This window comes from Streptomyces sp. KL116D, assembly GCF_030766975.1.
In the GTDB taxonomy this organism is placed as follows: domain Bacteria; phylum Actinomycetota; class Actinomycetes; order Streptomycetales; family Streptomycetaceae; genus Streptomyces; species Streptomyces longispororuber_A.
In genome coordinates this window covers 119,508-132,209 of the sequence record NZ_JASERH010000026.1, presented here as the reverse complement: position 1 = coordinate 132,209, position 12,702 = coordinate 119,508, and the positions used below count along the sequence as shown (strand labels likewise).

Here is a 12,702-nt window from a genome sequence, read left to right as displayed (position 1 = left end):
GGAGGGGCTTCGGGCTGTGGAGCCTAGGGGAGTCGAACCCCTGACATCTGCCATGCAAAGACAGCGCTCTACCAACTGAGCTAAGGCCCCGAAAACAGCGCATCGCACGGGAAGATCTACGCCCCGGGCGAGCACCGCAGACCAGAGTACCGGGTCACCCCCGGTATCCCGCAAAAGGATTGGGGGTCCCGGCGGGCGACCACTCTCCGTAAGATGCCCCACGTGCTTCGCGGCAGCGAAGCACCGTACTTGGGGAAGCGATGGGGAGACGCAATGGACGCCGCACAGCAGGAAGCTACCGCAAGAGCCCGGGAGCTCCAGCGGAACTGGTACGGGGAGCCGCTGGGGGCGCTCTTCCGTCGGCTGATCGAGGATCTCGGCCTCAACCAGGCCCGCCTGGCGGGCGTCCTCGGCCTTTCCGCGCCCATGCTGTCCCAGCTGATGAGCGGCCAGCGCGCCAAGATCGGCAACCCGGCCGTGGTGCAGCGCGTGCAGCTGCTGCAGGACCTGGCAGGTCAGGTGGCCGACGGCAGTGTCAGCGCGGCCGAGGCCACCGAGCGCATGGACGAGATCAAGAAGTCGCAGGGCGGCTCGATGCTCACCAACACCGGCCAGACGTCGACCAGTTCGGGCGCGCCCACCGTGAAGCGCGTCGTCCGTGAGATCCAGTCGCTGCTGCGCTCCGTCTCGGCGGCCGGCGACATCATCGACGCCGCGGACTCCCTCGCCCCCACCCACCCGGAACTGGCAGAGTTCCTCCGGGTGTACGGCGCCGGGCGCACGTCCGACGCCGTCGCCCACTACCAGGCACACCAGAGCTGACCCCGAGGGGACGCGGCACCGGGTGCCGCTCCGCGGCCGCCCTCGCCGGCGGCCGCGGGGTGGACCGGGGGACCCTGCGCGACGTCCGAGGGGGCCTTCCGCATCGCGGGCCCGGGAGGGGAGCGACGCACGACCATGGGTGAGGTCTTCGCCGGCCGGTACGAGCTGGCCGATCCGATCGGCCGTGGGGGAGTGGGCGCGGTCTGGCGCGCCTGGGACCACCGGCGCCACCGCTATGTGGCGGCCAAGGTCCTCCAGCAGAGCGACGCCCACACGCTGCTGCGCTTCGTGCGCGAGCAGGCACTGCGCATCGATCATCCGCACGTGCTGGCCCCGGCCAGCTGGGCCGCGGACGACGACAAGGTCCTGTTCACCATGGAGCTGGTCGCGGGCGGCTCGCTGGCCCATCTCATCGGCGACTACGGCCCGCTGCCGCCGCAGTTCGTCTGCGTCCTGCTCGACCAGCTCCTGTCGGGCCTCACCGCGGTGCACGCCGAGGGCGTCGTGCACCGCGACATCAAGCCCGCCAACATCCTGCTCGAGGCCACCGGCACCGGCCTGCCGCACCTGCGCCTCTCGGACTTCGGCATCGCGATGCGCAAGGGCGAGCCGCGTCTCACGGAGACCAACTACGTCGTGGGGACGCCCGGTTACTTCGCGCCCGAGCAGGCGCTGGGCGCGGAGCCCGACTTCCCCGCCGACCTCTTCGCCGCGGGACTCGTCGCGCTCTACCTCCTCGAAGGCGCCAAGCCCGACTCCAAGGCGCTGATCGAACACTTCGCGGACCACGGCACTCCCGGCGCACCGCAAGGCGTCCCGGGCCCGCTGTGGGGTGTCCTCGCCGGGCTGCTGCAGCCCGATCCGGATGCCCGCTTCCGCACCGCCACCGGCGCGCGCAAGGCCCTCCTCGCGGCCACGGAGCTGCTGCCCGAGCCCGGCCCCGACGACGAGCTGATCGAGGTCTTCGACCAACTCGGCCCGCTCCCCCCTGGGTTCGGCCCGAACGGCCCCGCCACCCGTGGCCGCCGCGCCCGCCCCGTACACACCACGGCGACGCGTCCGACCCCACCGGGCGAGCACCCCACGCCCTATGCCACGCCTCCCACGGCCCCGCGCATGGTCCCCGCCCCACCGGCCGAGCCCCCTTCCCTGCCACACCCCGAGCCCACGCCGCAGCCCGAGTCCACGCCGCTGCCGCCCCGGGAACCGCTCCAGGACCAGGTTCAGGAACAGCTCCCGAATCCGGCCCGAGAGCCAGCCCGAGAACCGGTCCGGGAGCCGGCCCAGGAGCCGGTGGAGGAACCGGTCCGAGAACCGGCTCAGGAACCGGCCCGACAAGAACCGGTGCAGGGGTCGATCCAGGAGCCGGGCCCGCCCGCTCCGCTCCCCTCCATGTCGGAGACGGGAAGCTTCCACCTCCCCCCGCCGCTGACGCCCGACGACCAGCTCCCGCCACCGCCACCACCGGTACCCCCTATGCCGGCGGTCCTTCCCCTCGCCCCGATGCCCGAGCCGACGTCCGGGCACCAGCCGCCGACGCCGGAACCACAGCCCGGCCCCACCCCAGACGCCTCCGACCCGACGCCCGAACCGCACCCCTTCGCCGTCGCCCCACGCACGTCGCCCCTCCCGCCCGAAGCCACCCATGTCCCCCACGCCAGCCACGCCAGCCACGTCACTCACGTCACCCACGCCCCTCATGCCCTCTCCCCTCAGCCGGCCCACGCGACGACCGCCCTGGTCCCGCACGAACGAAGCCGTCACTCTCTGTACACCGCTCGAAGCCGAGAGGTTCCCAAACGCCGACCGGGACCGCCCCCAAAGGTGACGATCCCGGTCCTTCTCCTGGCCCTGCTCTGCTTCGCCGTGGGCATCTGGGCGCTGACCCAGGCCTGAGGCACCAGGAGGCATCGGGCCTGGGGCCCAGGAAGCATCGACCCGAGGCCCCCAGGGGCACCGGACCTGAGGCACCGTCCCGGCGAGCCGACGGCCACCTACCTCACCCGCATCCGCCGCACCGCGACCATCCGCCACACCCCGAGCCACAGCAGCAGTGCGGTGCCCGTGCCGATCCCCGCGACCCCCAGCACCGTCATCGCCCCGCTCCCCGGCGACGTAGAAGAGGAAGCAGAACCGGAGCCGGCCCCGGCCGCATCGCCCGCCGCACCCGAGGAAGCCCCACCGGACCCACCGGACCCCTCACGACCGGAACCAGAGCCCGAGCCGGAACGGGAACCCTCATCGGCCCCGCCCGCCCCCGACCCGCTCCCCTTCGAGTCCTCGCTCCAGACCGCCCCGCCCTCCCCGCTCTCGGCGGCTTCCAGGTCCCCCTCGGTCACCTGGAACTCCCCCGCGTCACGCACGTAGTCCGGCGCCCGTTCCGCATCACCGTCCACCGTCACCCGCAGCGTCACACCGGACGCCTTGTCCCCGAACTTCTCCGCCATCGCCGGATTGAGGGTGACCTTGACGTAGTACCAGCCGGCGAACCGCATCGCCGCCTCGTCGTCCCGCATCAGATGGCGGTTCTCGTACGCCACGGGCGGCAGCGGATCGAAGGCCGCCGACGTCGGATCCCCCGCGTAGGAGGCCTCCTTGGCCGCCACCGAGGCCCGCGCCGGGTTGTACAGCTCCATGTCGAGGGCCCCTGCCACGGTCCCCCTGCGCGCCGTGTCGCCCGCCTCACTGCCCAACTCCGCGTCGAGGAAGAGCTGCTGCCCCCACCGCACCGGAACCCGGTAGAAGTGGCTCTGCCCGGGCCCGATCCGGTCCTTCCACACGCCGGACGTCAACGCCCGGGCATCGTTGAAGCCGGTGCCCCCGCTGCGCTGCGCCCCCGACCCGGCCGGCGGCTGCACCGACGCGGACGGCCAGACCTCCGGTCCCTGCGTGGGCGCCGGCGACACGAGGCCCGGTTCGGTGGCGACCTTCAGCTCGAGCCCCCAGGGCTCCCGCGTGGACTCGGCGTCCGCCTTCCGTTCCACGACCACGTAGTAGGTCCCCGCCGTCTGGCACCGCAGCCCGCCGGACCGCACGAGCCGCTCGGCGACGGCCGCGATCGGCCGCGGGTACGCCCCGGAACGGAATGTGGCGTGTTCCGCGTCGCAGCGGTTCCCGTTGCGATCCTTCAGCGTCACGGAGATGCCGTCCGAGTACGTCGCCCTCACATCGGATCCCAGCGGGGGAACGGCGACGACGGAGGCGTACGCGTTGGCGGCGCCGTCCAGCTCGACGCTGAAGTAGGCGGTGCCGCGCGATCCGGTCCCCAGCGAACTCCGGTAGGTCTCGCCCGTCTTGAGCCGCGGCGCATCCGTACTGCTCCGCGCCCCGGTCACGCTGCGGGCACCGTCGGCGAAGACGTAAGGATCGGTGTCCCCTGCCGCGGTCGCGGGCAGCGCAGACGCCGCGCACAGCCCCGCCCCGGCGACGACTGCCGCCAGACCTCGGCCGCCCCGCACCTCCACCAGCCGCCTCATGAGCCTCCCCATGGACCGCATCCTGCCGCCCCGGCCCGCGTCCTGCCCGCCGTGCGCCGGAATCCCGCCACTCATTTGCGCGCGCAAGGGAGGGCGTCGCATACGTGAACGCGCCCGCCCGACGCCGTACACAAGACCGAGGATCTACGCATCCCGGGACATCCCGGCAACACAAAACCCCGGCCGCTGCTGCGACCGGGGTCTGTGAAGTGACTGTTGTCGATACTCACGAACCCGTGGGCACGGAGTCAGTCGCCTCCGTCCACAGATCCTGCTCGGCGCGATCCGCCTGGATCTGGCGGTACACGAGGAGCCCGCCGATGGCGGCCAGTGCGACCAGGAGAAGCTTCTTCACCGCGCGACCTCGTCTTTCGTTGACGTAGGGGACCTCTGGCGCCCGACTATACACACCGACCGATATCGATCGGTGACCTGGCTGGACCCCAACTCCCGCCAGGCGTACAGCAGTCGAACCGGACCCTGCAACTCCGAACATCGCCTTCCAGTCACTCCCAGACTGTGAAATTCACCGCATTCATCGACATTCAGGGCTTCTTGCGCCCATCCGAGTGGTGTTCATCTGAAGATCGACGCGCCACGGGCGCCGGTCCCACACTTCAGGCTCCGCATACACATCATGAGGAAAGTACGCAAATCGCCCAACCTGAAAGTGAGGGGCCATGACCAAGAACCGGGTCATGACGCTGTGGACCGTCGTCATCTCTGCCTTCATCGCGCTCTTCTCGGCGCTCGGACTCGTCTCCCCGGCCGCCGCGGCCGCTCCCGCGCAACAGACGGAGGAGGCCGCCCGCAACGCCACCGCGGTCAGCGCCCCCGCCACTGCCTCCGCTCCGCTCTACTGGGCCTTCAAGAGGTCCCTGCCACCCACGATGAAGCAGCGCATCCGCGCCGAGGCGCACGGTTCCTCCCCGAGCTGCCGCCACCGCCCGCCGGCCGACACCGAGCAGGACGACAGCGACGCGGGCCTGGCGACCGAGGCACTCGCGGCCCAGCCGTAGCCCGCACCGTCCACGCGACGAGCAGGGCTGAACGCTCCACCTTGTAGGAACGGCAACACCGAAGTCGCCCAAGTCGCCGAAGCACCGCAGTAGGCGCAGTAGGCGCAGTAGGCGCAGCAAATGAAGTACGCGCAGTGAACGAGAAACACTGAAGGCTCGAAAGACCGCAGGAACGCAGGAACGCAGGACCGCAGAACAACAGCAGGACCGCAGGACCGCACACAGCCCAAGAGCCGCAGTACGTCCTACGTACGCATGCGGCACGGCAGACAGACGGCGGCATTCAGATGGGCCGCCCCTGAGATCAGCCGCGAGAACGCCCAGCACGAACCCGTAGACGCACCAACACGCAGGACACGAGGCCCCAGCCGCTCACTTCGGCTGAGAGGGCCCTTTCGGCGTGTCCGGAGTCCGGGACGGACGGCAGCACAACGAAAGAGGACGCCTCCCGTAGGCAGCTCCCCGCAGCACGGCGGCCTAGAGGATCTGTGACGCTGCCTGAGCCAGGAAACTGTCGAGAGCCAGACGGGCGGTCTGGCCACGCTCTGCGCGATCTTGCTCACTCCCCGCCAGATGGACATCAGTTGCGGCGTCGAGGGCATCTTGAGCCAGCTGGCTCAGGGCTGAATCACCACAGACAAGACGCACCCGGCACAAGGCCGCGGTAGCGTCGGCCCGCCGCTGGTAGGACTCTTCGCGTGCCCTGACGACATCGGCATGGGCGGGATCCTCCCGTTCCAAGTGCCAGCGGTCGTTCTGGCTCCGCCGAAAGTCCGTGAGGCTGGCGGCCAGTGCGGTGTAGGCAGCAGTCTTCTCATGCCATAACTGCTGGCTGCGCGCGAACACCTCGCCCTGACGAGCGATATGTCGCTGGAACAGGAACGTGAGAGTGGAACCAGCAAGGGTGCCGACCACCGCAACCAGGCTCGTGAAGACAGGATTCATGTGGGCAGCCTCCCGCTCGTAGGCGGCGAGTGGAACGGTGTGCCCGCCCCCCGCGATCCGCACGGCCAGGAACAGGCCCTCGATCCATCAAGACGGACGTCTACACGCATGTGGTCGGCTCCGACGAGCGGCAAGCCGTCGCGATGCTCGCCGAGCTTCTGGAAGATCCGTTGATCGGCTAGCTCGTCCTGGGGCTCTGAGGCAGGCGCATGATGGCGCCATGACCCAGAACTCATCGAACCCCATCGTCGAAGCGGGCTGGCAGAAGGTACGTGACGACGGGCGCGTTCACACCGAGCTACTGGAAGCCGCCTACGCCGAGCCGCGTCTGCGGCAGCTCTTCCCCTGGACGGGCATGGGGGAGCTTCATTTCAGCCGTTGCACCGAGAAGGGGTGGACTTGGGACATCCCCTACATCGCGCCCGGCACCGAAGGCACCTATTGGGCCCTCGGGCCGCTGCGATCCGAGTGGGTAGGACAGGTAGCCACAGTGCAGGAAGCCATCGCCCTCGTGGTCGACCGCCTGCCGCCGGACTGCGGTCCTGCCTTCGTGGGCACCCCTGAAGAGCTTGCCGCGCACGAAGCCACGAAGCTGGATCAGCAGAAGGACAGAGATCAGGCACAGAGCGGCTGATGTCAGCCGTAGATGTCAAAGACCCCCAGCCGATTCCGACTGGGGGTCTTTTCGCATGTGGGGCTAACAGGATTTGAACCTGTGGCCTCATCCTTATCAGGGATGCGCTCTAACCAACTGAGCTATAGCCCCGCCGCGCTCTGCGGTGTGTGTCCCGCGCGCTGACCTCTGAAGATTAGCGCACCAGGGGGCCAGTCCCAAAATCGATAGTCCTGGCCCGCCCACCAGCGGCTCTCCAGCTGCTCTCCAACGGCCCGTAGGCAGCGGAGAAGCGCCTACTCGTCCTCGGCGAGCGTGAGCTCGATGCCGCCGACGAAGCCGGCGGAGAGGTTGTAGATGAAGGCGCCGAGCGTCGCGAGCGCCGTCGCCAGGACGACGTCGATGACCGCGATGACGGTCGTGAACATCAGGACGCGCGGCAGCGACAGGAACGACTGGAGGTCGAAGCCGTTGGACTCGTTCGAGCCCGTGGCCTCGGAGATCGTGCCGCCGACCGTGGAGAAGACGCCCATGGCGTCCATGACCATCCACAGCACGGCGGCCGCGATGATCGTGCAGATGCCGAGCGCGATGGAGAGCAGGAAGCTGACCTTCATCACCGACCACGGATCGGCCTTGGCCACGCGCAGCCGCGCCTTGCGGGTGCGCGGGGTGGTGCGTGCCCCGGTGCGCGGCCTGCGGACCGCTCCTGCCGGAGCTGCCGCTCCTGCCGGGGCGTTCTGGTACGCCTGCGGCGGGTGATACGGCTGGGCCGCCTGCTGCGGCTCCTGCCTCTCACCCGGCAGGGGTCCGCCACCACCGGCTGCGTACTGCTGGGTCTGCGGACCTCGGGTGTCCGTCACAGTTCCCCCCTGGGATCCATGAGACTCGTGCGAGTCCTGCGAGTCATGAGCGGAGCCACGGCCGCCCTCGGTTTCCGTACCGGGGGATGCCCCGGTAGGGCCTGCGCCCGTGGCTCCGCTCACGATGACTCACTCCTCGCGCTACTCGGCCGAGGACTGCCCGCCCTCGTCCGTTCCGACGGCATTCTCGTCCTGGGCCGATTCGTCGGTCACGGCGCCGTCCGCGTCCTCCGCGGCGTCTCCGTCGACTTCCTCGGCCTCACGACCGGCCTCGGCGTTACGAGCGATGCCGACGACGGCATCGCGCTTGCCCAGGTTGATCAGTTGGACGCCCATGGTGTCACGGCCCGTCTCCCTGACCTCGTTGACTCGCGTACGAATCACACCGCCGGACAGCGTGATGGCGAGGATCTCGTCGGTCTCCTCGACCACCAGGGCGCCGACGAGCGATCCACGGTCCTCCACGATCTTGGCGGCCTTGATACCGAGGCCACCGCGACCCTGGACGCGGTACTCGTCGACGTTGGTCCGCTTTGCGTACCCACCGTCGGTGGCGGTGAACACGAAAGTACCCGGCCGGACGACATTCATCGAGAGCAGCTCGTCGCCCTCGCGGAAACTCATCCCCTTGACGCCCGAGGTGGCACGGCCCATCGGGCGCAGTGCGTCGTCCGTCGCGGTGAACCGGATGGACTGCGCCTTCTTGCTGATGAGGAGCAGATCGTCCTCGGAGGAGACCAGCTCGGCGCCGATCAGCTCGTCGTCGGAACCGTCCGCCGCTTCGCGGAGGTTGATGGCGATGACGCCACCGGAACGCGGCGAGTCGTAGTCCTTCAGGGACGTCTTCTTCACGAGGCCCGCCTTGGTGGCGAGGACCAGGTAGGGCGCCGCGTCGTAGTCGCGGATCGCGAGGATCTCGGCGATCGCCTCGTCCGGCTGGAAGGCCAGCAGGTTGGCGACGTGCTGCCCACGGGCGTCACGGCCGGCGTCCGGGAGCTCGTACGCCTTCGCGCGGTAGACGCGGCCCTTGTTCGTGAAGAACAGCAGCCAGTGGTGCGTCGTGGACACGAAGAAGTGGTCGACGATGTCGTCTTCCTTGAGCTTCGTACCGCGGACGCCCTTGCCGCCGCGCTTCTGCGAGCGGTAGTCGACCGTCTTGGTGCGCTTGACGTAGCCACCGCGCGTGATGGTGACGACGATGTCCTCTTCGGCGATCAGGTCCTCGATGGACATGTCACCGTCGAAGGGCACCAGCTTGGAGCGGCGGTCCTCGCCGAACTTGTCGACGATCGCCGCGAGTTCCTCGCTGATGATCTGGCGCTGGCGCTCCGGGGAGGCCAGGATCGCGTTGTACTCGTCGATCTTCAGCTGCAGTTCGTCGTGCTCGGCGACGATCTTCTGGCGCTCCAGGGCGGCCAGTCGGCGCAGCTGCATCTCGAGGATCGCGTTGGCCTGGATCTCGTCGATCTGCAGGAGGCCCATGAGGCCCTCTCGCGCGACCTCCACGGTGTCACTGCGCCGGATGAGTGCGATGACCTCGTCGATGGCGTCCAGGGCCTTCAGGAGGCCGCGCAGGATGTGGGCGCGCTCCTCGGCCTTGCGCAGCCGGAACCGCGTACGGCGGACGATGACCTCGACCTGGTGGCCCACCCAGTGGCGGATGAACGCGTCCAGCGAGAGGGTGCGCGGCACGCCGTCGACGAGCGCCAGCATGTTGGCGCCGAAGTTCGTCTGCAGGTCGGTGTGCTTGTAGAGGTTGTTCAGGACGACCTTGGCGACGGCGTCGCGCTTCAGCACGATGACGAGGCGCTGGCCGGTGCGCGACGACGTCTCGTCACGGACGTCGGCGATGCCGCCGACCTTGCCGTCCTTGACCAGGTCGGCGATCTTCTGCGCGAGGTTGTCCGGGTTGACCTGGTACGGGAGTTCGGTGACCACCAGGCACTGGCGGTTCTGGATCTCCTCGACCTCGACGACCGCGCGCATCGTGATGGAGCCACGACCGGTGCGGTACGCCTCTTCGATGCCCTTGCGGCCCACCACGAGGGCGCCGGTCGGGAAGTCGGGGCCCTTGATGCGCTCGATGAGCGCGTCCAGGAGCTCCTCGTGCGAGGCCTCCGGGTTCTCCAGGTACCACTGGGCGCCCGCCGCGACCTCGCGCAGGTTGTGCGGCGGGATGTTGGTGGCCATGCCGACCGCGATGCCGGCCGAGCCGTTGATCAGCAGGTTCGGGAAGCGGGCCGGCAGGACGGTCGGCTCCTGGGAGCGGCCGTCGTAGTTGTCCGTGAAGTCGACGGTCTCCTCGTCGATGTCCCGGACCATCTCCATGGACAGCGGCGCCATCTTGCACTCGGTGTAGCGCATGGCGGCGGCGGGGTCGTTGCCCGGAGAGCCGAAGTTTCCGTTGGAGTCCACCAGCGGCATCCGCATCGACCACGGCTGCGCCAGGCGGACCAGGGCGTCGTAGATCGAGGAGTCGCCGTGCGGGTGGTAGTTGCCCATGACGTCGCCGACGACGCGGGCGCACTTGTAGAAGCCCTTCTCGGGCCGGTAGCCGCCGTCGTACATCGCGTACAGGACGCGGCGGTGGACGGGCTTGAGTCCGTCGCGCACGTCCGGCAGGGCGCGGGACACGATGACGGACATCGCGTAGTCGAGGTAGGAGCGCTGCATCTCCGTCTCGAGCCCGACGGGCTCGATGCGCATGGCGATGTCGCCGCCCTCTTCAGGGATGCCAGGAGTAATGGGGGTGTTCTCGTCGGCCATTGCTGGTGAAGATCCTTTCTGCGGCGGTCAGCTGAGACCGACTCAGATGTCGAGGAAGCGGACGTCCTTGGCGTTGCGCTGGATGAACGATCGGCGCGCCTCGACGTCCTCACCCATGAGGACCGAGAACAGGTCGTCGGCCTGGGCGGCGTCGTCGAGGGTGACCTGGCCGAGGACGCGGTGCTCCTGGTCCATGGTCGTGATGCGCAGCTCCTCGGCGTTCATCTCACCGAGACCCTTGAAGCGCTGGACCGAGTCGTCCTTGATGCGCTTGCCGGCCTGCTTGCCCAGCTCGATCAGGGCGTCGCGCTCGCGGTCCGAGTACGCGTACTCGAAGTCCTCACGGCCCCACTTGATCTTGTAGAGCGGCGGACGCGACAGGAACACGTGCCCGGCCTCGACCAGCGGCCGCATGAAGCGGAACAGGAAGGTCAGCAGCAGGGTGTTGATGTGCTGGCCGTCGACGTCGGCGTCCGCCATCAGGATGATCTTGTGGTAGCGGAGCTTCTCGATGTCGAAGTCCTCGTGGACTCCGGTGCCGAACGCGGAGATCAGTGCCTGGATCTCCTGGTTCTGCAGGATCTTGTCGATCCGCGCCTTCTCGACGTTGAGGATCTTGCCTCGGATCGGGAGGATCGCCTGGTACTGCGGGTTCCGGCCGGACTTGGCCGAGCCGCCGGCGGAGTCACCCTCGACGATGAAGATCTCGCACTTGGTGGGGTCGTTCGACTGGCAGTCGGAGAGCTTGCCCGGCAGGGACGCGGACTCCAGCAGACCCTTGCGACGGGTCAGGTCGCGCGCCTTGCGGGCCGCCACGCGCGCGGTGGCCGCCTGGATGGACTTGCGGATGATGTCCGACGCCTCGACCGGGTTCCGGTCGAGCCAGTCCGTGAGGTGCTCGTGCACGACCTTCTGGACGAAGGTCTTCGCCTCGGTGTTGCCCAGCTTGGTCTTGGTCTGGCCCTCGAACTGCGGCTCGCCGAGTTTCACCGAGATGATCGCGGTCAGACCCTCGCGGATGTCGTCACCCGTGAGGTTGTCGTCCTTCTCGCGCAGCAGCTTCTTGTCGCGCGCGTACCGGTTGATGAGACCGGTCAGCGCGGCACGGAAGCCCTCCTCGTGGGTGCCGCCCTCGTGCGTGTGGATCGTGTTCGCGAAGGAGTAGACGCCCTCGCTGTAACTCGTGTTCCACTGCATCGCGACCTCGACGGAAAGGAGCTTCTCCTTGTCCTCGGCCTCGATGTCGATCACGGAGGGGTGGACGACCTCGCCCTTGCGGGAGTTGAGGTACTTCACGAAGTCGACGATGCCGCCTTCGTAGTGGTACGTCACCGTCCGCGCTTCGTGGTCGTCGGCGCCCTCGGCGCTGTCGGCACCGGCGGTGGCCTTGGCCGACTCGCGCTCGTCCGTCAGCTTGATCGTCAGGCCCTTGTTGAGGAAGGCCATCTCCTGGAAGCGCCGCGACAGCGTCTCGAAGGAGTACTCGGTGGTCTCGAAGATGTCGCCGTCGGCCCAGAAGGTGACCGAGGTACCGGTCTCCTCGGTGGCCTCGTGCTGGGCGAGCGGTGCGGTCGGCACGCCCGCCTTGTAGTCCTGCGTCCAGCGGTGGCCGTCGGTCTTGATCTCGACGGAGACCTTCGTGGACAGGGCGTTCACGACGGAGACACCGACGCCGTGCAGACCGCCGGACACGGCGTAACCGCCGCCGCCGAACTTGCCGCCCGCGTGCAGCACGGTCAGGACGACCTCGACGGCCGGCTTCCCCTCGGAGGGGATGATGCCGACGGGGATGCCGCGGCCGTTGTCGATGACGCGGACGCCGCCGTCGGGAAGGATCGTGACGTCGATCGTGTCCGCGTGACCGGCCAGCGCCTCGTCGACGGAGTTGTCCACGACCTCCTGCACCATGTGGTGCAGACCACGCTCACCGGTCGAGCCGATGTACATGCCAGGTCGCTTGCGGACCGCGTCCAGCCCTTCGAGGACGGTGATCGCGCTCGCGTCGTACGAGGCGTCTGTCGCCCCTACGTTCGCGTGCGCGTCAGCGTCGATGGTCGGGATGTTCTCGTTGGGGTTGCCGGAATCGGCCACGAAGCGCCCTTTCTGGCACAGCACAAGCCAAGCTCCCGGTTGGTGGCCGGAGCGGCTGCGGCGTGTTTTTTCGGTAGGCCCTAGTCAGCGTTGCTCGGTGCGTCCCA

At 68.7% G+C, this 12,702-nt stretch carries 10 protein-coding genes and 2 tRNA genes; 4 read left to right on the top strand and 8 right to left on the bottom strand.

The window, feature by feature from the left end; translation table 11 throughout:
- Positions 1-17 precede the first annotated feature (17 nt).
- Positions 18-90 (bottom strand) — tRNA-Ala (locus RBJ77_RS08455).
- A gap of 183 nt (positions 91-273) precedes the next feature.
- On the opposite strand from RBJ77_RS08455, the gene RBJ77_RS08450 reads away from it, so the two are divergent.
- Together RBJ77_RS08450 and RBJ77_RS08445 are read left to right on the top strand one after the other, a co-directional pair.
- The gene (locus RBJ77_RS08450) at positions 274-822 is read left to right on the top strand and encodes a helix-turn-helix domain-containing protein (protein ID WP_255973463.1); all 549 of its coding nucleotides are present in this window, start codon (positions 274-276) and stop codon (positions 820-822) included.
- Between the two features lie 135 nt (positions 823-957).
- Entirely contained in the window at positions 958-2,718 is a 1,761-nt protein-coding gene (locus tag RBJ77_RS08445) for a protein kinase (protein WP_372344362.1), read from the top strand.
- A gap of 98 nt (positions 2,719-2,816) precedes the next feature.
- Here the strand turns inward: RBJ77_RS08445 and RBJ77_RS08440 are convergent, their stop codons facing one another.
- Both RBJ77_RS08440 and RBJ77_RS08435 read right to left on the bottom strand, forming a co-directional pair.
- Entirely contained in the window at positions 2,817-4,310 is a 1,494-nt protein-coding gene (locus tag RBJ77_RS08440) for a hypothetical protein (RefSeq protein WP_372344361.1), read from the bottom strand.
- Positions 4,311-4,524: 214 nt separating this feature from the next.
- Positions 4,525-4,653 (bottom strand): DLW-39 family protein, encoded by a 129-nt coding sequence (locus tag RBJ77_RS08435; RefSeq protein WP_003999697.1) that lies wholly within the window; start codon positions 4,651-4,653, stop codon positions 4,525-4,527.
- A gap of 325 nt (positions 4,654-4,978) precedes the next feature.
- On the opposite strand from RBJ77_RS08435, the gene RBJ77_RS08430 reads away from it, so the two are divergent.
- Positions 4,979-5,317 (top strand): DUF6344 domain-containing protein, encoded by a 339-nt coding sequence (locus tag RBJ77_RS08430; protein ID WP_372344360.1) that lies wholly within the window; start codon positions 4,979-4,981, stop codon positions 5,315-5,317.
- Between the two features lie 477 nt (positions 5,318-5,794).
- Here RBJ77_RS08430 and RBJ77_RS08425 read toward each other — a convergent pair whose 3' ends face one another.
- Positions 5,795-6,262, bottom strand: coding sequence for a hypothetical protein (locus RBJ77_RS08425; protein ID WP_372344359.1), 468 nt, complete (start codon positions 6,260-6,262; stop codon positions 5,795-5,797).
- A 220-nt stretch (positions 6,263-6,482) separates the two neighbouring features.
- Between RBJ77_RS08425 and RBJ77_RS08420 the strand changes: the two genes are divergently transcribed.
- The gene (locus tag RBJ77_RS08420) at positions 6,483-6,896 is read left to right on the top strand and encodes a DUF6193 family natural product biosynthesis protein (RefSeq protein WP_372344358.1); all 414 of its coding nucleotides are present in this window, start codon (positions 6,483-6,485) and stop codon (positions 6,894-6,896) included.
- A 58-nt stretch (positions 6,897-6,954) separates the two neighbouring features.
- Here RBJ77_RS08420 and RBJ77_RS08415 read toward each other — a convergent pair.
- The 4 genes from RBJ77_RS08415 to gyrB all read right to left on the bottom strand — a co-directional run bounded on the left by RBJ77_RS08415 (position 6,955) and on the right by gyrB (position 12,619).
- A tRNA-Ile gene (locus tag RBJ77_RS08415) sits at positions 6,955-7,028 on the bottom strand.
- Between the two features lie 143 nt (positions 7,029-7,171).
- Entirely contained in the window at positions 7,172-7,861 is a 690-nt protein-coding gene (locus RBJ77_RS08410; RefSeq protein ID WP_372344357.1) for a DUF3566 domain-containing protein, read from the bottom strand.
- Positions 7,862-7,879: 18 nt separating this feature from the next.
- The gene (gene gyrA, locus RBJ77_RS08405) at positions 7,880-10,504 is read right to left on the bottom strand and encodes a DNA gyrase subunit A (protein WP_372344356.1); all 2,625 of its coding nucleotides are present in this window, start codon (positions 10,502-10,504) and stop codon (positions 7,880-7,882) included.
- A 42-nt stretch (positions 10,505-10,546) separates the two neighbouring features.
- Positions 10,547-12,619, bottom strand: a complete 2,073-nt coding sequence (gyrB, locus tag RBJ77_RS08400) for a DNA topoisomerase (ATP-hydrolyzing) subunit B (protein WP_372344355.1) — start codon at positions 12,617-12,619, stop codon at positions 10,547-10,549.
- Positions 12,620-12,702: the final 83 nt, after the last annotated feature.